We start from the raw sequence: 24,131 nt of genomic DNA, 5'->3' as shown, positions 1-24,131 counted from the left end.
TAGCTAATGAGTATCGGTAAAAGAGTCGGTGTAGTAATAATCGCTATTTTTGAAGCAGTCTTTTTATGGCTACCTCAAGAATTAGATAATTTATATAACACGCGCCTGGGGTTTATGCGTCAAATTTTGTTCATGAATGAAAACTATCCAGTAAAATTGGCGTTGTATTTTGTAATAATTTTGCTTGTCATTTCAGTTTTACTAATTATTTTCTGGGGACTTAGATTAGGAAAATCCAAGAGTAAGAAGATGTTGCGTTACTTGTGGTTGTTTTTCCTAAGTGTATTTGTCTTCATTTATATGTTAATTCCCAAAAATATTGCTGATCCATTGTACTATTACAATTTGGCAAGCTTGGGCGTAGCATTATTATTACAGTTAGTGGTAGTCACAATAATACGTGAAAAGTTGAGGAGAAAATAACATGTCAATATTTACCAAAATCACCAGTATTACTAATGACCAACTAATTGAAAAAATGCGTGGGGATAAAGGCATTCAAATTATTGATGTTAGAGTAAAAGAAAGATATGAAAAGGGGCATATTCCGGGAGCTCCTAATGTTCCCTGGAAACAGATCAAAGCGGGAAACTACCACCCAGATGGCAAAGTATATATCATTTGCCACTCAGGTGTTGATAGTCGTAAATCTGCTAAGAAGCTGACTGCCATGGGATATGATGTGGTTAATGTTTCTGGCGGTATGGTATCATGGGATGGTCCAATTACTAAATATTAATGAATCTATGAAACGAAAAAGGCGATAGCAAATCTAGTTGATGAACTAGATTGCTATCGCCTTTTTGACTATTTTCGAGTAACCGGCAACCAAAATGCATGTGTCTTCGATTCAAATTGGATCTCGAAGGCATGTTCACCTAATTCTTCACCGTCCATCTGTCCTTGTTCTGGATGGTGATCGTAAATAGTGAACTGTGTTTGTTGTGTATGCCAGACGTTAGGATCGTCCAAGTGTGATCCATTTGTCAGTAGTTTCATGAATAGTTTGACGAAGGTAGATCCGGTGATCTTATTGACGACTACTAAGTCAAGCTTGTGATCAAAGGGATCAGCCTTTGGATCGATTGCTACACCTCCACCGAAATACGGGTGATTGGTTGCTGTAACAATATAGGCATTGTCAAAATGCTTTGTTTCGCCATTAACTAGAACGTCAATAGGAAACCCTTTTTGCAAGCGAATTACCTTGACTAGGCTGGAAACGTAGGCCAGGGTGCCTAATTTCAAGGAATTTAGGATGTTTTTTCGCTTGGAGTGATTCGTGTAGTACACTGCACTAGCGTCAAAGCCCATGCCAATGTTGTTGACAAAGTATTTTATTTGATTCTTTTTTAAATCAGTTGCCTTAGCGACGTCAATTTCGACTGGAGCAGACATGGCTAAGATCTTTTGTAACAAGATTACTGGATCTTGGTGCTTGATCTTGACCCCACGACTGAAGTCGTTACCCGAGCCACTCGGGATATATGCTAGTGGGGTTTGTGGATACTGAGAGATTTTTACACCATTTAAAGCTTGATTAAGTGTACCATCACCACCAATGACTAAAATCATTTGGTCGTTTGACAATTGGTCAGCAAGCTCACGAGCAATTCTGACGCCATCGCCATCGGTCTGTGTCTTGTGGATTTGATAGCTGATCTGGTTCTCATCTAAAAACTTTTGAATCTTCTGACAAGTGTGATTAGATTGACCGTTCCCCGCTCTTTGGTTGAATAAAATTTCTAATTTTTTGATTTTAGCCATTAGTTTCCCCTTAAAAATAAAAAAGCAGATCAAATGATCTGCTAGATTGAAGTAGAAATTAACATTGGAAGGATTACAGGATTTCTGGCTGTACGTTTGTATAGGAAATCTTGAAGTCCATCAATAATAATTCGTTTCAGATGTGCTTCAGATACTTTGACTTCTTCATCATCAAATGCGTTTTTGATCAAGTGGAAGACACGTTTTTGTGCTTGATTGATCAATTCACCTGATTCACGCATGTAGACAAATCCACGAGATAAGATATCTGGACCAGCTAAGACGATGTGTTTCTTATAATCGATAGTTGCTACAACTACGACCATTCCTTCTTCGGAAAGAAGTTGACGATCATGGATAACGACGTTTCCAATATCACCAACACCTTTACCATCAACATAAACATCGCCAGCAGGGAAGTGTCCCGCACGATGACATGAGTCTTTAGTTAAAGCTAAGACATCACCGTTTTCGAGGATGAAGGTATTTTCTTCAGGAACGCCACAAAGTTGAGCAAGCTCAGTGTGGATCTTGAGCATCCGGTATTCACCGTGGATCGGCATGAAAAACTTAGGCTTCATTAAACGAAGCATTAATTCTTGTTCAGTTTGGCCACCGTGACCAGATGCGTGAATGTTGTTAACTTTACCATGGATGACCTCGGCTCCAGCTTCGGAGAGTTGGTTGATCAAATGGTTGACACTGATAGTATTACCAGGGATAGGGTTACTTGAGAAAATAACTGTATCACCAGGTTGGATACTGATCTGACGGTGAGTACCGTTAGCAATTCTACTTAAAGCAGCTAATGGTTCACCTTGAGAACCGGTGCATAAGATCAAGGTTTCGTTAGCAGGAGTATGGTTAAGTTCATGGACGTCCATGATCATATCATCAGGGATGTTCAAGTAGCCGAGTTCACGACCATTTTCGATTGCTTGTTCCATACTTCGTCCGAAGACGGCAATCTTACGATTTTCTTTCATCGCAGCGTCAACAGCTTGCGATACACGGTAAATATTCGATGCGAAAGTTGCGAAGATGATCCGACCCTTGATTGTTTCAAAGATTTGGTGGATCGTTAGACCAACTGATCTTTCAGACTTTGAAAAAGTTGGAATTTCAGCGTTCGTACTATCTGACATTAAAAGTAAGACACCCTCTGAACCAAGTGCAGCCATCTTTTGTAAATTAGGTGATGGTAGACCGGCAACAGGAGTAAGGTCAAACTTGAAATCTCCAGTCTCAACGATGACACCTTCAGGCGTATGGACTGCAACGCCTAACGTATCAGGGATAGAGTGAGTAGTTCTGAAGAATGTTACGCTTGTTTTGGGAAATTTGATTACTGAATCTTCACTTAATACATTTAATTTGGTTGATTGTAATAAGCCGTGTTCTTCAAGCTTACCTTTGATCAACGCACAGGCTAGAGGACCAGCATAAACTGGAATATTTGGTAATTGCTTCAATAAATAAGGAATTCCACCGATGTGGTCTTCGTGGCCGTGGGTAATAAATAGACCTTTGATTTTATCTTGATGTTCTACTAAGTAACTGTAGTCGGAAATGACGTAATCAATTCCTAGTAGTTCATCTTCAGGGAATTTAATACCAGCATCAATGACGATCAACTCGTCTTGGTATTCAACTCCGTACATGTTTTTTCCGATTTCGCCAAGGCCCCCAATGGCAAAAACAGAAACTTCATTATTCTTTACATTTAGAGTCATTAACTAAAACTCCGTTAATTTGAAATTAGGACTCTTTTGTTCATATTCAAGATGCTTTTCATCGAGCTCTTGAATCAATTCGATATCATAATTTGTGTTTTTTTCTACTGCTTCACGTACGTCGATGCTTGATTCTGCATCCATGTAAAGTGAATGTGTGTATTCACGACGGGGGTTATCTTGTTTCTTTTCTTGATATAAAACTTTGTATATCACTATAAATTCTCCTTTTAAATATAGCTGAGTAAAGCATAAACGGCTTTACCTAAGCCTTTTTCAGTCCATTTGGTTGAGTAATCAACAAGTACCACAATTTTAACATATAAATATTTGTAAGTATACTTAATCGACTGACTGGAAAGACTGGCAATTAGGAAATAACGACGGTACTTGGATCGATTTCAAATGGGTTCTTTTTGTCGATCTTGTCATAGTACAAGTGACCGTTTAAGTGATCGATTTCATGTTGGCAAACAATAGCGGGGTAGTCACGAACACGTAACGTTTGTGAATTTCCTTCAAAGTCGTCATATTTGATGGTAATACGGTCGGAACGAGGAACGAATCCAGGAACATCTTTATCAACTGAGAGACAGCCTTCACCTTGTTCGAGTGCAGCGTTTTGAACTGAATTACGAACGATGACAGGATTGATCAATGTAATTTTCAAAAGTGGCTTTTCAGGATCTTCTTCATTAGGGACAAGGACACTAGCCATCATTTTCGAAACACCAACTTGTGGTGCGGCCAAACCAACACCTGCACGAAGTTGATGTTTTTCTGCAAATTCTTCGTTTTGACTGTTGATCAAATACTCCATCATGTCGTGAGCAAGTTGCTTATCTTCGTCACTGAGTGGGAAGCTCACATTTTCACTAACTTTTCTTAATACGGGGTCGCCATCACGGACGATATCTTTCATTAAATACATATTAACCTCCAATAATGTCTTGTTTTAACATAGTATCTCTATTATAAATTAGTTTGCCAATTTTTTTACAATTTAAATATGATTTATTTGTGAAATTCTATTTCACATCTCCATTAAGAATATGGTAAGCTCTTTTTATGTGCCAATGTTAGCGGTTACATAAATACATAGATAAGGGAGAGGGCTTTTATGGATGACTCTAAAAAAAAGTCAGCTGTAGGAAAGGAGAAAGAAAAGGAACCTTCTAATATTTTGGTTCAAATTGCAATCTTTGTTTCTGTATTATTCGTTTCAAACATTCTTGCAATGTTTATGCCTAAATCGTTCCCAGTTCCAGCACCTGTCTGGGGATTGTTGATATTGTACTTTTTATTGACAACAAAGATCGTCAAACTCCATCAAGTAGAGCAAATGTCTACGTTCCTAATTAGTATCATTGGATTCTTATTCGTACCATCAGGGGTCCAGTTATACACCCACTTAGATATTATCAAATCTGATGGAATAATGTTGATCATTGCAATTATTATCTCCACGATCGTGTTACTAGTGGTAATTTCTTACACAGCTAAATTTATCATTGCGATAAGTTCTAAGATCCGAGGAAATGGTAAGGCTGTAAGTCAGGAGGATAATGATGGCAATAATTAACAACTCGTTTTTCGGTATTTTTGTTTCGATCGTAGTTTATTTGATCGGTGTATTTTTATTCCGTAAGTCCAACGGATTTTTCCTATTCCAACCGCTATTTGTTGGTATGGTGTTAGGAATCTTCGTTTTATGGACGATCCAACATCTTACAGGAGCATCACCAACTGCGGTTTATGATGCTTACTGGCAAGGTGGTACTAAAAATCATCTTGGCGCAAACTTCCTATTTTGGATGTTGAGCCCAGCAACGATTGCGTTTGCTGTACCTCTATACAAGCGAAATGACCTGGTCAAGAAATATTGGGTCGAATTGTTGTTAGCGTTGATCATCGGTCTGTTTATTTCGCTTGCCGTGATTTATGGCGTAACAAAAGCAATGGGCTTGTCTGATCGTGTTATTGCATCATTATTACCATCATCAGCAACCACGGCTATTGCTATGCCTCTTGCAGCAGGTATCGGTGGCGAACCGGCTATCACTGCAATGACTTGTATTTTAAATGCCGTTATTATCTTGGCGTTAGGTGATCAATTAGTTAAATTGTTCAGACTACAAAAAGATCCTATCGGTGTCGGTTTAGGTCTTGGTACTTCTGGAAAAACAGTTGGATCTGCGAAAGCGGTTCAATTAGGTTCTATCCAAGGTGCCATGGCATCGATTTCATTAGTAGTAATTGGCGTCGTAACTGACTTAGTTGTGCCTATATTTGCAAAATGGGTTGGCTTAGTTTAACAGACCGATTATTATTAAATTGTATTAAAAATTGATTCTTGGAGGCATTAATTTATGAAGCTTATTGACTATGGTGTTAGAGAAGATGAAAGACCTTACATTGAAGAATGGTCGAAGAACAATAACATTGAAGTTAAGATCGTATCTGATTTATTGAATCCTGAAACAATTGAATTAGCTAAAGGTTATGACGGGGTAGTTTGTTATCAACAATTACCTTACGACCCAGCTATTTTTGACAAGATGAATGAATTTGGCATTCACGTAATGTCATTAAGAAATGTCGGTGTTGACAATGTTCCATTTGACGCACTGAAGAAAAATGATATCAAGTTAACCAATGTTCCTAGTTACTCACCAACAGCAATTGCCGAATATTCTGTAACTGGCTTGATGATTTTGTTAAGAAGTATGAAATCTATGATCAGAAAAGTCGACAAGCATAATTTCAAGTGGGCTCCAGACATTGGTCGCGAATTAAATGAACTCACTGTCGGTGTAGCAGGTACTGGTCGGATCGGTCGTGCAGCAATTAAGATCTATCAAGGATTTGGCGCTAAAGTAATTGCTTTTGATAAGTTCCACAATGACGACATTGAAAAACAAGGTCTTTATGTGGATTCTCTAGATGAACTTTTGAAGCAATCAGATGTTGTAACACTACATCTACCAAGCCTTGGCAAGGGTAACACGGTTATCAATAAAGACAGTATTGCCGGAATGAAAGAAAATGCCATTGTTGTTAATACCGGACGTGGTGATCTGATCAAGACACAAGACTTATATGATGCCGTAGTTTCAGGAAAACTAGCTGGTGCTGTGCTTGATGTTTATGAAAACGAAGTAGGTATTTTCAACACAGACCGCAGTGGTGAGTCACTAAATGACGAACTTTTATCAAATATGATCGATAATCCTAAGTTCATTATTTCACCACATATTGCTTTTTACACGACTACAGCTGTAAAGAACATGGCAACCATTTCGTTGGACTCCATGCTCGATGAATTACAAAATGGAAAATCTGATAACGAAATTGATTTAAATTAAAAAATGAAAATGTTACAGAAATTAACTTGTGTTTTCGTTTTAAAATGATAAACTAAAGGTATTGAAAACCCTTACAGTTTTTCTGTGAGTGTTTTAGCTTTTTATGGAAGGAATGTGAATAATGGCAAATAAATCAGTTGTTGATTTTGAAGCAATTAAGAAAGACTTGGCAAATTTGCCTAAGCCAATTCAGGTTTTGGATGAAAATTCAAAAGTTGTAGATCAAGCAACTTTCGACTCATTCTCTGATGAAGACTTAGTTGAATTTATGAAGAAAATGGTTTGGGAACGTGCATTGCACGAACAAACAATGAACTTCTCACGTCAAGGACGTATGGGATTTTATGCTCCTACCGAAGGTGAGGAAGCATCAGAAATGGGTACTGTCTTAGCTATGAAGAAGCAAGACTACTTATTACCTGCTTATCGTGATGTTCCTCAACTTATCCAACATGGTGCTACAGTAACAGAAGCTTACTTGTGGTCAAGAGGACATGTTGTTGGTAACGAGTACAAAGCTAATGCAATGATGCCACAAATCATTATCGGTGCTGCATATGATGAAGCTGCCGGTGTTGGTCTTGGTATCAAGAAGAATAAAGAAGAAGATACAATTGCCTTCACTTATACAGGTGATGGTGGTACTTCACAAGGTGATAGTTACGAAGGAATGAACTTCGCTGGTGCATTCCAAACTCCTACACTATTCATCGTTCAAAATAATGGTTTCGCTATTTCAACACCAAGACACAAGCAAACAGCTGCTCCATCATTGGCTCAAAAAGCCGTTGCTGCTGGTATTCCTAGTGTTCAAGTTGATGGTATGGATATCTTAGCTTGCTACTCTGTAGCTAAAGCTGCTCGTGACTATATCACAGCTGGAAATGGTCCTGTAATGATCGAAACATTAACATATCGTTATGGTGCTCACTCAAGTGCTGGTGATGATCCTAAACGTTACAGAACTGAAGACGAAGTTAAACCTTGGCATGAAAAAGATCCTCTCATTCGTTTGAGAAAGGTTCTTGAAGACAAGGGACTTTGGTCAGATGAACAAGAAGACAAACTTGTTGAAGAATATAAGAACTCATTCAAGGATGCTATCAAGGAAGCAGATGCTGTTCCTAAGGACAAAGTTTCAGATATGTTGAAACGTACATTTGAAATTCCAACTCCAGAATTGAGAAAAGAAATCGAAAAATTCGAAGCAAAGGAGTCTAAAGAATAATGGCAAAAATGACTTATATTAAGGCTATCACTGATGCTTTGGACATCATGCTAGAAGATGATCCCAAAACATTGATCTTCGGTGAAGACGTTGGTAAAAACGGTGGTGTCTTCAGAACAACTCAAGGTTTACAAGAAAAATATGGTGAAGAACGTGTCTTCGATACACCACTTGCTGAATCAGGTATCTTAGGATTAGCAACAGGTTTAGGTGTTAAAGGATTCCGTCCTATCCCAGAAATTCAATTCATGGGATTCTCATTTGAAGCTATGGACCAAATCGTGGGCCAAGCTGCTAGAATGCGTTTCCGTTTCAACGGTAAGCAAACATCTCCTATTACTATCCGTACACCTTACGGTGGTGGTACACATACTGCTGAAATGCACGCTGATAACTTAGAAAACTACTTTGCATCAACACCAGGCCTACGTGTTGTTATGCCAAGTAACCCATATGATGCTAAAGGACTATTGATTTCATCTATTGAAAACAATGACCCAGTGCTATTCATGGAAAACCTTAAGTTATATCGTTCAATGAAAGACGATATTCCAGAAGGTAAATACACTGTTCCATTAGACAAAGCAAACGTTGTTCAAGAAGGAACAGATATTACTATTGTGGCTTACGGTGCTGAAGTTAATGAAGCTAAGAAAGCTGCTGAAACATTGGCTAAGGACGGAGTTTCTGTTGAAATCATCGACCTTAGAACAGTTTCACCTATCGATACAGAAACAATCTTCAAGTCACTTGAAAAGACACATAAAGTTGTCGTTGTTCAAGAAGCACAAAAGATGGCCGGTGTTGGTGCTACAGTAGCATCAGCAATCGCTGAAGATGCCATCCTTTCACTCGATGCACCAATTGGTAGAGTTGCCGCTCCAAATAGTGTTTATCCATTTGCTCAGGCCGAAGATTACTGGATTCCTGGCGCAGATGAAATTGTCGAAAAAGCAAACGAAATTTTAAACTACTAATTTTTTAAAGCATAGAAGGGAAGGGTTCTAAACATGGCCTTTAAATTTAAATTACCTGAATTAGGTGAAGGAATGGCCGAAGGTGAAGTTGCTAGCTGGCTTGTTAAAGAAGGAGACGAAGTTAAAGAAGACGATTCTTTAGTTGAAATCCAAAATGATAAATCAGTTGAGGAACTACCTTCTCCAGTTTCTGGTACTGTAAAACAAATCGTGGCTCAAGAAGGAGATACTGTTGAAATTGGTGATACATTGATCGTTATCGATGATGGATCAGCCGATACAGGTGACGACGAAGCTCCAGCAGCAGACGATGCTAAAGCTGAAGACGCTGCACCTGCAGCAGATGCTGCACCAGCAGCCGCAGCTCCAGCAGAAGCAACTGGCTCAGCTAATGAAAATTACTTAGCAATGCCATCAGTACGTCAATATGCTCGTGATAAGGGTGTTGATCTTTCAACAGTTACACCATCAGGTAAGCATGGACAAATCACACAAGCAGACGTTGATGCAGCAGGTTCAGGTGCAGCAGCACCAGCCGCAGCTGCAGCTCCTGCAGCAGCCGCTGCTCCAGCAGAAACAGCTACACCAATCAAACCTTACACATCAGCTACACCTGAACTTGAAACTCGTGAAAAGATGACTATGACTAGAAAGGCTATTGCTAAGGCAATGTCTGAAAGTAAACATAGAACTCCTCACGTTACAAGTTTCGATGACGTTGAAGTTTCAGCATTAATGGCTAACCGTAAGAAGTACAAGCAGATCGCTGCTGACAAAGATATTCATTTGACATTCTTGCCATACATCGTTAAAGCCTTAGTTGCTGTAATGAAAGAATATCCAGAATTCAACGCTTCAATCGATGACACAACACAAGAAATCGTTTACAAGCACTACTACAATGTTGGTATCGCAACAAACACTGACCATGGTCTATACGTTCCAAACATTAAGAACGCTGATTCTAAAGGTATGTTTGAAATTGCCAAAGAAATCACTGAAAACTCACAACTTGCTTATGACAACAAGTTGAGCATGGATAAGATGTCTGGCGGTTCAATTACTATCAGTAATGTTGGTTCAATCGGTGGTGGCTGGTTCACACCAGTTATCAACCAACCTGAAAGTGCTATTTTAGGTGTTGGTAAGATTGCTAACGAACCTTATGTTGATGAAGAGGGCAATATCCAAGTTGGTAAGATGCTCAAACTTTCATTGAGTTATGATCACAGATTGATCGATGGTGCCTTAGCACAAAACGCATTGAACTTAATGAAGAAACTTCTACATGATCCAGATATGTTATTAATGGAGGGCTAGATAAAACATGGCAGAAAATGTTGTTGAAAAAGATACAGTAATTATTGGTTCAGGTCCTGGTGGATATGTTGCAGCTATTCGTGCAGCAGAATATGGCCAAACAGTCGCAGTTATTGAAAAATCAGACACAGTTGGTGGTGTTTGTCTAAACGTTGGATGTGTACCTTCAAAGGCTCTTATTGCCGCAGGTAACAGACTAAAACAAGACAAAGACTCATCAATTTACGGAATTACAACACAAGGTGCCGAAATTGATTTCTCAAAGACTCAAGAATGGAAACAAACACAAGTTGTTGATCGTATGACAAGTGGTGTTAACATGCTTCTTAAAAAACACAAAGTTGAATTGATCAATGGTGAAGCTTACTTAGATAGCAATACACAATTACGTGTAATGCCAAGCGGTCCTCGTCAATTCATGGATAACGGTGGAGGCCAAACAATTAAGTTCAAGAACTTGATTTTGGCAACAGGTAGCCGTCCCGTTGAAATCAGAGGATTCAAGTTTAGCGACCGTATCATTGATTCTACAGGTGGTTTGAACCTACCAGAAATTCCTAAGGAATTCGTAGTTATCGGTGGTGGATACGTTGGATCAGAATTAGCTGGTGCTTATGCTGACCTTGGTGCACACGTAACTATTCTTGAAGGTACAAAACAAATCATTCCTAACTTTGAAAAAGACATGGTTTCCGTTGTTAAGAAGAACCTTGAAGCTAAAGGCGTAGATATTATTACTAACGCAATGGCTAAGAAAGCTGATGAAACTGACAAAGACGTTACTGTAACTTATGAAGTTGATGGTAAGGAACAAACAGTTACCGCAGATTACTGCATGGTTACTGTTGGTAGACGTCCTAACACAGACAACTTTGGACTTGAAATGACAGACGTTAAGACTAACGATCGTGGATTGATCGAAGTCGACGAACAAGGTCGTACATCAGTTCCTAACATTTATGCCGTTGGTGATATCGTTCCTGGTCCAGCTCTAGCTCACAAAGCTTTCTTTGAAGCTAAGGTTGCTGCAGGTGCTATCTCAGGTAAGAATACAGCAAACGACTTCATCGGTGTTCCTGCTGTCTGCTTTACAGACCCTGAACTAGCTTCAGTTGGTTTGACTAAAGAAGAAGCTAAAGACAAAGGAATCGAAACAAACGTTGCTAAGTTCCCATTTGCCGGAAATGCACGTGCCGTTTCATTGGATGAAGCAGAAGGATTCGTAAGAATCGTTGCTGAAAAAGAATCAAACACAATCATTGGTGCTCAAGTTGTTGGACCTGGTGCTAGTGAATTGATTTCTGAATTAAGCTTGGCAGTTAACTGTCAATTGAATGCGGAAGATGTTGCTTTGACAATTCATCCACATCCAACATTGGGCGAACCTGTACAAGAAGCTGCAGATATTCTTATTGGTTTCCCAACACACGTTTAATTTACTTAAAAGCGATGCAATTGCATCGCTTTTTTTGTATCATTAGAAGTGTAATAAGAATGGGGGAGTATGACGATGCGAGAAAATTACAGTTATCCACTAGAACCTGAATGGAGTAATGACGATATAGTCAAGGTTATTGACTTATACAACGCTGTTGAAGCTGCGTATGAAAAAGGCATCAAACGCGAAACATTTTTGCAGAAATACCGCTCCTTTTGCGAAGTTGTTCCAATGAAAATGGATCAACGCAGACTCGATAAGGAATTTGAACTAGAGTCAGGATACTCGATTTATAAAGTATTTAAGCAAAGTCAAACTACACCAAGTAATGAGAAAGTCAGGCTACATTATGAAAGAGACAAGTCAAGAAATAGATAATTTTTTAGTAGAGTTGCTGTCAAAAGTCGGTCAAAGTCTTCGTGAAGATGTTAACAAGAATAAAAATGTCGACACTAAATCGGGACCTAATGACTTAGTGACTAATTTTGACAAATCTACCGAAAAAAATGTCGTTGGCATAATCAAAGACCATTTTCCTGACGCCACGATCGTGAGTGAAGAAGGTTATGGTGATGACGTTAAGTCCATGGCAGGCTTAGTCTTTTTTGTCGATCCCATCGATGGGACAATGAATTTTGTTAAGTGTCACGACAGTTTTGCTTCAATGATCGGAGTTTATTTAGATGGAAAACCCTTTGTTGGCGGGATTATCAATGTGATGGAAAATAAGATTTTTCATGGTGGTCCAGAATTAGGAGTTTTCGAAAATGATCGCCAATTGACACCACCTTCTGATACAATTTTAAAGGATGGTTTGGTGATCATTTCCGCACCGATGGTTCTTGCTGACTTCGATAATACTCAAGAAGTTGTCAGTCAGAGCAGTGGTTTGCGAGTTCTGGGCTGTGCAGGCCTAGTCTTTGAACACCTTTTGAAGGGTAAAGAAGTGATCTACATGTCTTATTTGCGTCCTTGGGATCTAGCAGCCGGTCGAGTACTTTGTGAGACAATGGGCTTGATGGTTGTGGGAGTTGACGGACAACCAGTTAATATGCTACAATCACAAGTCGTAATAGCTGGTACAAAGAACGCAGTTTCTGATGTACTTAAGACAGTTAAAAATTCAAACTAAACTGTGAATTACAATCACAGTTTTTTTATTGCAAGTTATTCAACGCATGTTATATGGAAGGAAGAAGTAATTTGACTAAAACAAGAGAAGATATTAGAAATATTGCTATTATCGCCCACGTTGACCACGGTAAAACAACTTTAGTTAACGAAATGCTAAAGCAATCAGACACATTAGGGGAGCATTACCAAATTCAAGATCGTGCCCTTGATTCAAACGCAATTGAAAGAGAACGTGGTATCACAATCCTTTCCAAAAACACAGCGGTTGATTATGATGGCAAGAAGATCAATATTTTGGATACACCAGGACACGCGGACTTCGGTGGTGAAGTTGAACGTATCATGAAGATGGTTGACGGTGTATTGCTAGTTGTTGATGCTTATGAAGGAACAATGCCACAAACACGTTTTGTTCTTAAGAAAGCTCTTGAACAACATTTGACACCTATCGTTGTTATTAACAAGATCGATAGACCAGGTGCTCGTCCTGAAGAAGTTGTTGACGAAGTACTCGAACTATTTATCGAATTAGGTGCTAACGATGACCAACTTGATTTCCCAGTTGTATATGCTTCAGCTATCAACGGTACTTCAAGTTATTCATCAAATCCTGATGATCAAGAACACACAATGAAGCCATTGTTTGACACAATCATCAAGACAATCCCAGCTCCAGTTGACAACTCAGACGAACCACTTCAATTCCAAGTTGCCTTACTAGACTACAACGACTATGTTGGTCGTATCGGTATCGGACGTATTTTCCGAGGAACAATTTCAGTAGGTGACCAAGTTACTGTTATGAAGCTGGATGGTTCAACGAAGAACTTCCGAGTAACCAAGTTATTTGGTTTCATGGGACTAGATCGTGTTGAAATTCAAACTGCTAAAGCCGGTGACTTGATTGCCGTTTCAGGTATGGAAGACATTTACGTTGGTGAAACTGTTACACCAGTTGACCATCAAGAAGCTCTACCATTACTTCGTATTGACGAACCAACACTACAAATGATGTTCTTACAAAACGATTCACCATTTGCTGGTCGTGAAGGTACAGAAGTTACTGCTAGAAAGATCGAAGAACGTCTTAAGAGACAACTTCACACTGACGTTTCATTGAAGGTTGAAGATGCTGATAAAGCCGGAACATGGATGGTTTCAGGTCGTGGTGAACTTCACCTTTCAATTCTTGTTGAAGAAATGCGTCGTGAAGGATTTGAACTACAACTTTCACGTCCAGAAGTTATTTACAAGAACGTTGATGGCGTTAACTGCGAACCATATGAGGAAGTTACTATCGATACACCTGACGAATACGTTGGATCAGTTATTGACTCAATGGCTCAAAGAAAAGGTGATATGGGTAACATGGAAAGTACAGGAAACGGTCAAACTCGTTTGGTCTTCTCTGCACCTTCTCGTGGATTGATCGGATATTCAACAGAATTCCTTTCAATGACAGGTGGTTACGGTATCATGAACCACACATTCTCAGAATACAAGCCAGTTGTTAAGAACTGGGAACCAGGTAGAAGATCAGGTGCTTTGGTTTCAATCAACCAAGGACCATCAACTACATACAGTTTGCAATCAGTTGAAGACCGTGGAACATTGTTCATCGGTGCCGGTGTTGATGTATATGAAGGTATGATCGTTGGTGAAAGTAGCCGTGACCAAGATATCGCTGTTACTGTTACTAAAGGTAAGAACCTTACTAATACTCGTGCTTCAGGTAAAGACCATGCTGCAGCTATCAAGACTCCTAAGGATATGTCACTTGAACAATCTATTGAGTTCTTGAACGAAGATGAGCTTTGTGAAGTAACACCTACTAATGTAAGACTTCGTAAGAAGATTTTGAATACTAATGAACGTAAGAAGTATGATAAGCAACGTAAGATGTCTAAGAAGGCATAGATGTTGTTTTGAAGCTAGGGATGATTTTTGTCTCTAGCTTTTTTTTGTATTTTTTTGTTGGTTTTGGTTTGTTTGTTGGTGGTTCACTGCCGGTTCTGCGGAGGGTTCCGAGAATTGCGCTGTGGAACGGTGTGGACGTCGATTTGAGCTCCTCGAAGGAGACCACTTCGACGATCTCAAATACGAGTCTTCTTCTAAGCTCCTTCGTCGCTAAGAAGAATTTCACACCTGACAGCGAATTCTCTCCACCCTCCGCAGAACCTAGGATGGATCAAACTAACTGATTTTGTGGGGGCACGGTACTTATTTCTATTGTGGTATGATGCTTTGGTTTATGTAGATGGATTTAATTTGGTTTGATGTTTTGAGTTAGTCTTCGAGTTTTATCTATTTCAATTTATGCTTCGGGTGTCATCGGTTGTATTTTATTTTGATTACATTGTTATTTCTTCTTAGTTGATTCGTTTCATTTTTTGCTCTTTCACGCTGCTCCTTCGTCGCTTTGTAAAAATCGCAGTGGTTTTTGTTTCTTGTTTTTATTGGTTTTTCTTAATTGCTTGTTTTGGCTTTATTCTTTATGATGGATAAGAGATTACTTATGTGTTTGACTTGTCTTTCTTTTTTGGGTTTTATTTTTTCTCCGATGTATCATGGTTTCCTACATGATATTGTTTGGTGGTATAATCTTATTATTAGATTTTGGGAGTTTTGATGTGAAGAAGATTAAGCTGATTGATTTATGGATCGCTATTCCATATGTGCTTTTGTTGGGCATTGGGGTTGTTATGGTCTATTCGTCTAGTTTTTATAATACGATGGTGCAAGGTGGGAATACTACCTCATATTTGATTAAACAAGCTCTTTTTGCCTTGGTTGGTATGGGGGTCTGTTTTTTGGCTTTTATGCTTAAGGAAAATATTTTGAAGAGTCGGGGCGTTTTGGTTATTTTGGGTATTGTTACCTGGACTTCTTTACTATTTTTGCTGGTTAAAGGTTTTGTTAGTCCTAGTAGTCGTGTTAATGGTGCTTCTGGTTGGATCGATTTGAAGTTTTTTAACTTTCAACCTTTGGAGTTGGCTAAGATTGTTTTTATTTTGTATTTGGCCTTGGTTTTGACTTCGAAAGAGGATCGTTTGGGTGATATGACTATTGGTGCTATGTATCGTGACAATAAGGCTCAATTTTGGTTTTTGTTTACTATTATTGTGATGGTTTTTGCTCAACCTGATGTCGGTGGATCGATGATTTTGACGGTTCTTTGTATTGTTTTGATTTCGGCTTCTTCGATGCCTAGTAAAACGATGATCATTATGAATTCTTCCATAATTGGCCTTGCTGCTGCTGGGTTAACTTTTGTTCTTACTGTTAAACCGTCGTTTTTTGTTCATACTTATCAGTATCAAAGATTTTTGGCTATGTTGCATCCTTTTGCATTGGAAAAAAATGCTGGTGCGCAAATTGTTAACTCTTTTTATGCTATTAGTAATGGTGGTATTTTTGGTGTTGGACTTGGTAATAGTATTCAAAAACGTGGATATTTGCCGGAACCTCACACCGATTTTATTTTATCGATCATTAGTGAAGAATTAGGACTAGTCGGCGTCTTGATCGTCTTAGGATTGTTAACAACGATGATGTTAAGAATGTTGTTGATGGGTATTCGCTCAAAAAATACCTATACCTCACTCGTATTGTATGGTGTGGCAACAATGATGTTGACGCAAACAGTTTTAAATGTTGGTGGATTGTTAGGCTTTATTCCACTAACTGGTGTTACGCTGCCATTTATTAGTTATGGTGGTTCAAGTATGATTATTTTATCATTAGCTTTAGGGATCGTTTTAAATCTTGAAGCTTCTGAAAAGTATCAATCAATTAAATCAAGGTGATTCAATGTTTAAAGAAACGCAACGCCAGGCGATGTATATCTGGCTTTATTCGATGAAGTGGAAGAAGAAGTTGCAGCATTATGGCACGATCTATTACACTTCACCTAAAATGAAATACGTGATGCTCTACGTCAATTCTAGCCGTGCACCTGAGATCAAGAAAGAATTACTCTCGAAAAAATTCGTCAAGCGGATCTCAATGGCACATCGTAAAGAATTAGACGAACATTTTGAAATGAAAGTATCTGGTAAGGATACTGAGGAAGAGGACTAATGAAAGTTATATCTGGATCATTTCGAGGTCTCAATTTAAAGCCAGTACCGGGTAAAAATACTCGACCAACTTCTGGAAAAGTCAAAGAAGCTATGTTCAGTATGATCACGCCTTATTTTAATGATGGCAACGTTTTGGATCTATTTGCCGGGACTGGTTCACTAGGGATCGAAGCAATTTCAAGAGGATACGACCACGCTTACTTAGTTGATAAAGCCTATAAGGCTATTTCAGTCATCAAAGAAAATGTTGAAAAAACTAAAAGTGAGGAACAATTTACAGTTCTCAAAATGGCTGCTACTGAAGCCTTGAAGAATTTTTCTGATGATAAGGTTAGGTTTGGACTAGTTTTTCTTGATCCACCTTATCGAATGAAAATCACTGAGACACTGATTCAAGATATGATCGAGCAAGATCTACTCGAAGATGGTGCCATTATTGTTGATGAGACTGATTATGAAATCGACCTCAGTGGGTTAACTTCATTAGAGTTGATCAAGAAAAAAGATTATAAAGATACGAAAGTTGCACTATATCAATACGGAGGAAAGTAATGTCAGAGAAAATCGGACTATACGCAGGAAGTTTTGATCCTATTACTAATGGACACGTAGACATTATCCGACGAGCGGCCAAGCTTTTTGATAAATTGATCGTGGCACCGATGACTAACACTTCAAAAAGATATTTGTTTTCTTATGAGGAAAAGAAGTCGTTCATTGAAGATGAGGTTGCTGATCTAAGCAATGTTATTGTTGTCGATGGTGAAAATCAATTGTCGACCGAATTAGCCAAAAAACATCACGCAACTTTTTTAGTTAGATCGATGCGTAATGCAGATGATTTTGGATATGAATCCGGTGTTTCGTCGATCAATAAAGCATTAGATGACGATCTGGAAACTGTTTTTTTGATATCAGACAGTAAGTACAGTACAATTTCTTCGTCAATGATCAAAGAAGTTGCGAAGTTCAACGGTGATATTTCTAAGTTTGTTCCGAGTTCTGTGGCTCCTGAATTGATAAAACGATTGCAGAAGGGAAACTAAACGTTTGAAATTCAATAAATCCAGAAACAAAATTCTTGGTGGCATTTTTCTTTTCTTGGTCGTTGTTTTATTTTTCTTTTTACCGACCAATTATTTCTTGGAAGTTCCCGGAAGTGCTGAATCGACTGCTCAGTACGTCAAGGTTGCTGGTAAGAAAGATAAATCCAAAGGAGACCTGTTATTAACTACAGTTGGTATTGAACAGGCGACACCATTTTTATTAGTTAAGTCTCTTGGAAATGATTTTGAAACAGCATATCCTCGTGAAGCTTTGATGGGTGACGAAAGTACTAGCCAATATTTTCAAGTTCAGCAATATTATATGAAATCAGCCACGAATAGTGCTATTCAAGCTGCGTATGACAAAGCTAATAAGCCTTTCAAAAAGGTTTATAAAGGTGTTTACGTGATGGAATTAATGGATAATTCTGACTTCAAAAATAAATTGAGTGTCGGTGATACCATCAATTCGATCAACGGTTACAAGTTTAAGAGTTCGACGCAATTCATCAACTACGTTAAGAAACTCGATAAGGATGCTAAAGTGACGATCAAATTTTTGCATGATGATAAGCAAAAATCCGCTACGGGAAGTTTGGTCAAGTTGAAGGAGACTAAACGCTACGGATTAGGGATTACTTTGATCGACGACACAGTCGCCACTGGTACTCCGAAGACGAAGATCGATGCTGGTGAAATTGGCGGTCCATCGGCCGGTTTGATGTTTACTTTACAAGTTTACTCTCAAGTTGCTCATAAAGACCTGAAACAAGGACGTACGATTGCTGGTACTGGTACGATCAGTCCCGATGGGACAGTTGGTCCGATCGGTGGTATCGACAAGAAGGTCGTCGCCGCTTCTGAACAAGGGGCTACGATTTTCTTCGCTCCAGATGATCCCGTTACTAAAGAGATCAAGAAGTATGATCCTAATTACGTCAACAATTACCATTTAGCTAAGAAAGCTGCTAAAAAGATCAATACTAAGATGAAAATTGTTCCAGTCAAGACTTTGGACGATGCCATTAATTATCTAGAAAAATAAGTCATTTTCACGCGTTGACGTGAGAATGGCTTTTTTTTGCGTACTTTAGTTTGAGGTGATAAAAATGGAAGTTTTATTGGAAAAAATCAAACAGTTTAAGGTAGCAATAATAGTCGTAGTTTTAGTAATTGGTGGAGCTTTTTTGTATAAAGGCTTTTATCAACGACCTACGGCAAATCAAGCTAATGTTGTTAGTACATCGAAGAAATCCACGCAACAAATAAAGAAGACAAAATCGAGTACCAAGCCATTAAGTGGTAAGCATTTGACCGTCGATATTCAAGGAGCGGTCAATAATCCTGGCGTTTACCATTTAAAGGAAGGGGCTATCGTATATGACGTTATACAAACAGCTGGTGGGATGCGTGACGACGCCGATGTTAAGCAGATCAATCGTGCTCAAAAAGTGACCGATGCTATGCAAATTTATATTCCTATCAACGGTGAAGTTAAAACTGTTACGTCACCTAAAGGAGCTGATCCGGCGAGTGGCAGTCAAGAAATGGTCAACTTAAATTCTGCCACTGTGGAAGATCTTCAAAAGGTTAAAGGGATCGGTCCGAAAAAAGCCGAGAAAATCGTGACATTTCGTGAGCAAAAGGGCCCATTTAAAAAAATTGAAGATCTTACAAAGGTCGGAGGATTTGGAACGAAGACAATTGATACATTGCGTGATTCCTTAACAATATAATGCGTGGTTATTGGATTTTTAGTGCAATCATGGCCACAGGGATGTCTTTTTTGATTTTCAATGATCATTTCGTTATCGCAAGCCTAGCCTTGATCTTGTTTTTGATTAGGATTTATTACTTGAAGAAAACAAAGATATTCCTTTGCTCGACGGTGATCATGGCAGTTTTTGGGATTTACTTCTTTACGGTCGACCAACATCTGGATGCTCCGCCATTAACCAAAGAAGTTAAAACAGCAACTATTTATCCGGATGAAATCCATGTTAATGGAGATTCCTTGAGTGGAAAATTTGTACATGAAGCTCAATACTATCAATTTTTTAACAAATTGAGCGATCAAGAAACCCAAAAGAGCTGGCAATCGTTGGATCACGCAGTCGATTGCCGAATTGTCGACGGAGAAATCAGTTATATCTCTGGGCCGAGAAATCCAGGGGAATTTGATTTTAAAACTTACTCCAATCATCGAGGGATTTTTGAGTCGGTCAAATCAAAGAAAATCGTCATCGTCAGGGAACACCAAGCACGAGATTTCGCTGACTGGATCCATTTACAGAAAATTAAATTTCTGAATTATTTGAGTCGCTTGCCAAAATGGCTAAAGATACATGCTCAAGGCTTGTTGGTCGGTTATACTAGCCAAGATGCACGAGAACTTTACCAAGTCTTGAGCGTGCTAGGAGTGATCCATTTATTTAGCTTGTCCGGATTACATATTTTTATCTTGATCACTTTCCTATATAAAGCGAGTTCTTTTTGCCGATTACCTAAGGAATGGATCGAATGGACTTTCTTGATCATCTTGCCGATCTATGGGATTTTTGTAGGATTAAAAACGGGGATCAGTCGAGCAATCGTGTTGGCATTGTTAGCAATTGTCTTTAAAAAGATTCATTTGAAAATCAGTAGTCTTGATGTCTTTAGCTTGACCGTTTTGATTTGTCTGTTACTAGATCCGTTTTGTTTTATCGAAATGGGTGGACAGCTGAGTTTTATTTTGTCGGGAGCCTTACTCTTTTTAAAAGAGGATCAAGTTTTTATGACGACGATCAAAATGAATTTATTAAGCATGCCGATCGTTAGCTTTTACACATACCAGTTGAATTTATTGATTGTTTTAATGAATTTGATCTTCGTTCCGCTCTTCAATTACTTAATCATACCCACGGTAATACTTTCGGCGTTATTTTTAAATTATTTACCTAAGCTGTGGGATTTCTTTAATCAGATATTCGAGGGTATTTATGGTTTTCTCAATGTATTCGCCAATGATTCAAATTTGAATTTTATCGTGGGAAAATTTCCAATAATATCGATTCTAGCTTTAGTAGTAATCGCGTTATTTAACATCGAGCATAAAAAGTTATTCAATCGATATTTCAGGCAATACTTGATGGTTTTTTTAATATCACTAATTTGGGTGAAGTTTCCTTTGTATGGATCAGTCTCGATGATCGATGTTGGGCAGGGTGACAGTATTTTGGTCACGACTCCCTTGATGCGTCAGACGATGTTGATCGACACCGGAGGAACTTTATCATTCGCTAAAAAACCATGGCAAGAAAAGAAAACTTTGACACAAGTGGAAAAATCGACCTTGCCGTATTTAAAATCGTTAGGGGTAAGTCACATTGATCGCGTGTTTTTATCACACAAGGATACTGATCATATCGGTAACATCGAAGTATTATTGGACAAATTTCCGGTTAATCAAGTCAGCTTTGGAACTGGGTTGCAACAAAACAAGCGTATCAGTGACTTGATCAAAAATAACCCCAGAACAGTCTTTACTAAATTGAAACAAGGAGATCGGTTTTCAACTTGGCCCATCAATTGGCAAGTATTGTGGCCTAACAAACCCAGCATTGGTGAGAACCCAGATTCGTTGACAATGTTGGCCCAAATCAAACAGACGAATTGGCTTTTTACCGGAGATTTGGATCAAGATAGTGAACATAGGATCTTAAAAGAGCAAGCTTTTCGAGTTGATATCTTAAAGGCTGGCCACCATGGATCGAAAACATCCACTAGTGAACAACTTTTAGACATGACTGAGCCAAAATTAGCCTTAATTTCTGCAGGGATCAACAATCGATATGGGCATCCAAATAAAGAAACTATCCAGCGTCTAGACAAATATCATGTCCAACATCTCAATACGGCAGAGTATGGTATGATTACTTGGTACTATTTTCCATTTAGTAACTATCAAAAGTTAGACACGTTTATAGGGTGAAGTCATTGAAAATCAACGAGTTAAAGAAGCAACTAAAATCAGGGCAAATTGATAATGTTTATTATGTTACAGGGCAAGAATCGGCTTTTGTACAAGAGGTGCAACAGCTTTTTAAACAATTAATGACACCTGAAGAAGCTGAGATGAACTTTGCGAGCTTTGATCTGACTGATGTTTCGCTCGAAGATATGATCGGTGAAGCAATCTCAGCACCATTTTTTGGCGAACAGCGTCTGGTGTTTGCCGAAGACCCTTATTTTTTGACCGGTGAGAAAATCAAGCACAGTTTTGAACAAAATGTTGATTTATTGATTGAATACTTAAAGAATCCCACACCATCAACGATTTTGGTTATTTATGCGACATACGAGAAATTAGATCAGCGAAAGAAAATCACAAAACAACTTAAAAAATCAGCGACTGAGGTAGATGCAGGTAAGCTCGATAGTCATTTATTGGCAAAGGAGTTAGCTAAGCAGTTAAATAGCGAAGGCTTCCAAATTGAAAATAATGCCATGGAACTGTTGGTCAACAAGACTAAAGGTAGTTATTCTTTGGCGTTAAATCAATTGGATAAATTAAAACTTTATGCCATGCAAACGAAGATGATCGATACAGCAGCGGTCAACGAGCTAGTACCACAAAGTTTGGATGACAATGTTTTTGACTTAATGAATCAAATATTAGGTCGCAACGTCTATCAAGCAGAAGAATTGTATCATCAATTTTTACTTCAGAAGATCGATCCAATCTTATTAACAGCGATTTTTACATCGCAACTACGCTCATTGATCCAAACGAAGATCTTGAGTAATAAAGGATTGAGTGAGGCTACCATTGCTAAACAATTAAAGATCCATCCATACCGGGTGAAGATGTCGCTCAAACAATCTCGTCATTTAAAACTTGATGATTTATCGGCAATGTTTCAAGAAATTGTCGATCTGGATTATCAAGTTAAATCAGGGCAGGGTGATAAGGAATTGTTATTTGATCTTTTTATCGCTAAATTTGCCTAAGATATTTGAGAAACATAAAAAGCGGCCGAAAGTTTTTCGGTCGCTTTTTTAATACCGTTTAAAATGTCATAATATAGGTAGAAATAGTGCAAAAAAAATAAGCAACCATTCAGTTGCTTAAGAAATTACTATTTAAATTTCTTTGAAAGACGTGACTTATCACGTGCAGCTTTGTTAGCTTTAATCAAGCCTTTTGATTTGGCCATATCAATTGCGCGCGCAGCGTTCTTGTATGATTCTTCTTTGTTATCACCGTTGTTTGCAACAACTGTTTCGAAGTTCTTGATTGCAGAACGCATAGCACTTCTTTGTGAATTGTTGCGAAGGTTAGCTTTTTCGGCAGTCTTTACACGTTTGATAGCTGATTTGATTTGTGGCATTAATTTCACCTCCGATTAATTGTTTGTTATAAACACAATACGCATATTATACCTAAGGTTTATCTCCAATGCAATGCATTGTTTCAAAAAAACTTCACTTGAAAAAATTCTCTTTATATAGTAACCTTAATAGCTGTGTTAACCGTTGCTCTGTTAAACGAATCACCAACGTTTTGCATGGTACGGCTAAATTATAAAGGAAAAGGTGAAAAAGCATGGCTATTTCAAAAGAACAAAAGAACGAAATTATCAAAAAGTACGCTCGTAAAGATGGAGATACAGGTTCTCCAGAAGTTCAAGTTGCTGTTTTAACTTATGACATCAACGCATTGAACGACCACTTGAAAGTTAACAAGAAAGACCACCATTCATATGTTGGTTTGTTGAAGAAGATCGGTCACCGTCGTAACTTGCTTTCATACTTGAGAAACAAGGATGTTCAACGTTACCGTGAGTTGATCAAGTCACTTGGTTTACGTCGTTAATATGTAGATATTTAGAAGCTTCCATTTGTTTGGAGGCTTTTTATATGAAATAAACCTAATAATAGGGTGCACTAAATAAGCTACTAGCCATTACGAAAAAAAATTTGTATACTGTAGTTGCTAGCTAGCTATATATGACTTGAGGCCGACGTAACCATTTTGCGTTGGTCTTTTTTATATTCTT

Annotated in this window: 26 protein-coding genes; 21 read left to right on the top strand and 5 right to left on the bottom strand. The window is 38.4% G+C overall.

All coding sequences use genetic code 11. The features are described 5' to 3' along the window. Positions 1-6 precede the first annotated feature (6 nt). On the top strand, positions 7-423 hold the full coding sequence (locus EKM69_RS02780; RefSeq protein WP_125707903.1) for a hypothetical protein: 417 nt from the start codon (positions 7-9) through the stop codon (positions 421-423). Position 424: 1 nt separating this feature from the next. Then, entirely contained in the window at positions 425-739 is a 315-nt protein-coding gene (locus EKM69_RS02775; protein ID WP_125707901.1) for a rhodanese-like domain-containing protein, read from the top strand. 68 nt (positions 740-807) lie between these two features. Here the strand turns inward: EKM69_RS02775 and EKM69_RS02770 are convergent, their stop codons facing one another. The 4 genes from EKM69_RS02770 to def all read right to left on the bottom strand — a co-directional run bounded on the left by EKM69_RS02770 (position 808) and on the right by def (position 4,431). Beyond that, positions 808-1,767: a diacylglycerol/lipid kinase family protein gene (locus EKM69_RS02770; RefSeq protein ID WP_125707899.1), complete on the bottom strand. Its 960-nt coding sequence runs from the start codon at positions 1,765-1,767 to the stop codon at positions 808-810. A 41-nt stretch (positions 1,768-1,808) separates the two neighbouring features. Continuing rightward, positions 1,809-3,500 carry a ribonuclease J1 gene (rnjA, locus tag EKM69_RS02765; protein ID WP_125707897.1) on the bottom strand — a complete coding sequence of 564 codons (1,692 nt, stop codon included), beginning with the start codon at positions 3,498-3,500 and terminating at the stop codon, positions 1,809-1,811. A 3-nt stretch (positions 3,501-3,503) separates the two neighbouring features. Then, positions 3,504-3,716 carry a DNA-directed RNA polymerase subunit epsilon gene (locus EKM69_RS02760; protein WP_125707895.1) on the bottom strand — a complete coding sequence of 71 codons (213 nt, stop codon included), beginning with the start codon at positions 3,714-3,716 and terminating at the stop codon, positions 3,504-3,506. 154 nt (positions 3,717-3,870) lie between these two features. Continuing rightward, positions 3,871-4,431 carry a peptide deformylase gene (def, locus tag EKM69_RS02755; protein WP_125707893.1) on the bottom strand — a complete coding sequence of 187 codons (561 nt, stop codon included), beginning with the start codon at positions 4,429-4,431 and terminating at the stop codon, positions 3,871-3,873. 189 nt (positions 4,432-4,620) lie between these two features. On the opposite strand from def, the gene EKM69_RS02750 reads away from it, so the two are divergent. The 18 genes from EKM69_RS02750 to holA all read left to right on the top strand — a co-directional run bounded on the left by EKM69_RS02750 (position 4,621) and on the right by holA (position 23,082). After that, positions 4,621-5,082 (top strand): CidA/LrgA family protein, encoded by a 462-nt coding sequence (locus tag EKM69_RS02750; RefSeq protein WP_125707891.1) that lies wholly within the window; start codon positions 4,621-4,623, stop codon positions 5,080-5,082. Further along, on the top strand, positions 5,066-5,815 hold the full coding sequence (locus EKM69_RS02745) for an LrgB family protein (RefSeq protein ID WP_125707889.1): 750 nt from the start codon (positions 5,066-5,068) through the stop codon (positions 5,813-5,815). Before EKM69_RS02750 ends, EKM69_RS02745 begins: the two co-directional genes overlap by 17 nt. Positions 5,816-5,869: 54 nt before the next feature. Then, complete coding sequence (locus tag EKM69_RS02740; RefSeq protein WP_125707887.1) at positions 5,870-6,865, top strand: D-2-hydroxyacid dehydrogenase; 996 nt, start codon at positions 5,870-5,872, stop codon at positions 6,863-6,865. A 121-nt stretch (positions 6,866-6,986) separates the two neighbouring features. Next, the gene (pdhA, locus tag EKM69_RS02735) at positions 6,987-8,093 is read left to right on the top strand and encodes a pyruvate dehydrogenase (acetyl-transferring) E1 component subunit alpha (protein ID WP_125707885.1); all 1,107 of its coding nucleotides are present in this window, start codon (positions 6,987-6,989) and stop codon (positions 8,091-8,093) included. Further along, positions 8,093-9,070, top strand: coding sequence for an alpha-ketoacid dehydrogenase subunit beta (locus EKM69_RS02730; RefSeq protein ID WP_125707883.1), 978 nt, complete (start codon positions 8,093-8,095; stop codon positions 9,068-9,070). Before pdhA ends, EKM69_RS02730 begins: the two co-directional genes overlap by 1 nt. 33 nt (positions 9,071-9,103) lie before the next feature. Further along, a complete protein-coding gene (locus tag EKM69_RS02725; protein ID WP_125707881.1) occupies positions 9,104-10,390 on the top strand; it encodes a 2-oxo acid dehydrogenase subunit E2 in 1,287 nt (428 codons plus the stop codon). Positions 10,391-10,397: 7 nt separating this feature from the next. After that, positions 10,398-11,825, top strand: a complete 1,428-nt coding sequence (lpdA, locus tag EKM69_RS02720) for a dihydrolipoyl dehydrogenase (RefSeq protein WP_125707879.1) — start codon at positions 10,398-10,400, stop codon at positions 11,823-11,825. A 69-nt stretch (positions 11,826-11,894) separates the two neighbouring features. Next, a complete protein-coding gene (locus tag EKM69_RS02715) occupies positions 11,895-12,206 on the top strand; it encodes a UPF0223 family protein (protein ID WP_225423816.1) in 312 nt (103 codons plus the stop codon). Beyond that, positions 12,178-12,960: an inositol monophosphatase family protein gene (locus tag EKM69_RS02710; RefSeq protein ID WP_125707876.1), complete on the top strand. Its 783-nt coding sequence runs from the start codon at positions 12,178-12,180 to the stop codon at positions 12,958-12,960. Before EKM69_RS02715 ends, EKM69_RS02710 begins: the two co-directional genes overlap by 29 nt. 71 nt (positions 12,961-13,031) lie before the next feature. Further along, complete coding sequence (gene typA, locus EKM69_RS02705; protein WP_225423815.1) at positions 13,032-14,879, top strand: translational GTPase TypA; 1,848 nt, start codon at positions 13,032-13,034, stop codon at positions 14,877-14,879. 713 nt (positions 14,880-15,592) lie between these two features. After that, a complete protein-coding gene (locus tag EKM69_RS02700) occupies positions 15,593-16,768 on the top strand; it encodes an FtsW/RodA/SpoVE family cell cycle protein (protein ID WP_125707872.1) in 1,176 nt (391 codons plus the stop codon). A gap of 4 nt (positions 16,769-16,772) precedes the next feature. Further along, entirely contained in the window at positions 16,773-17,042 is a 270-nt protein-coding gene (locus tag EKM69_RS02695; protein WP_125707870.1) for a YlbG family protein, read from the top strand. Continuing rightward, on the top strand, positions 17,042-17,596 hold the full coding sequence (gene rsmD, locus EKM69_RS02690) for a 16S rRNA (guanine(966)-N(2))-methyltransferase RsmD (protein WP_125707868.1): 555 nt from the start codon (positions 17,042-17,044) through the stop codon (positions 17,594-17,596). The genes EKM69_RS02695 and rsmD overlap by 1 nt, the downstream gene beginning before the upstream one ends. Next, complete coding sequence (coaD, locus tag EKM69_RS02685) at positions 17,596-18,090, top strand: pantetheine-phosphate adenylyltransferase (protein WP_125707866.1); 495 nt, start codon at positions 17,596-17,598, stop codon at positions 18,088-18,090. Before rsmD ends, coaD begins: the two co-directional genes overlap by 1 nt. A 4-nt stretch (positions 18,091-18,094) precedes the next feature. Continuing rightward, the gene (locus EKM69_RS02680; protein ID WP_125707864.1) at positions 18,095-19,135 is read left to right on the top strand and encodes a SepM family pheromone-processing serine protease; all 1,041 of its coding nucleotides are present in this window, start codon (positions 18,095-18,097) and stop codon (positions 19,133-19,135) included. A 64-nt stretch (positions 19,136-19,199) separates the two neighbouring features. Next, positions 19,200-19,826, top strand: coding sequence for a helix-hairpin-helix domain-containing protein (locus tag EKM69_RS02675; protein ID WP_125707862.1), 627 nt, complete (start codon positions 19,200-19,202; stop codon positions 19,824-19,826). Next, positions 19,826-22,063 (top strand): DNA internalization-related competence protein ComEC/Rec2, encoded by a 2,238-nt coding sequence (locus tag EKM69_RS02670; protein ID WP_125707860.1) that lies wholly within the window; start codon positions 19,826-19,828, stop codon positions 22,061-22,063. Before EKM69_RS02675 ends, EKM69_RS02670 begins: the two co-directional genes overlap by 1 nt. A 5-nt stretch (positions 22,064-22,068) precedes the next feature. Further along, positions 22,069-23,082, top strand: coding sequence for a DNA polymerase III subunit delta (holA, locus tag EKM69_RS02665; RefSeq protein ID WP_125707858.1), 1,014 nt, complete (start codon positions 22,069-22,071; stop codon positions 23,080-23,082). Between the two features lie 128 nt (positions 23,083-23,210). On the opposite strand, the gene rpsT is transcribed toward holA, so the two are convergent. Beyond that, complete coding sequence (gene rpsT / locus EKM69_RS02660; RefSeq protein ID WP_125707856.1) at positions 23,211-23,462, bottom strand: 30S ribosomal protein S20; 252 nt, start codon at positions 23,460-23,462, stop codon at positions 23,211-23,213. A 215-nt stretch (positions 23,463-23,677) separates the two neighbouring features. Here rpsT and rpsO point away from each other — a divergent pair, with 215 nt between their 5' ends. Continuing rightward, on the top strand, positions 23,678-23,947 hold the full coding sequence (gene rpsO / locus EKM69_RS02655; RefSeq protein ID WP_125702624.1) for a 30S ribosomal protein S15: 270 nt from the start codon (positions 23,678-23,680) through the stop codon (positions 23,945-23,947). Positions 23,948-24,131: the final 184 nt, after the last annotated feature.

The organism is Companilactobacillus zhongbaensis, from assembly GCF_003946515.1.
GTDB classification, from domain to species: Bacteria; Bacillota; Bacilli; order Lactobacillales; family Lactobacillaceae; genus Companilactobacillus; species Companilactobacillus zhongbaensis.
The sequence above is the reverse complement of the archived record's forward strand: the minus strand, read 5'-3'. Positions and strand labels throughout refer to the sequence as shown.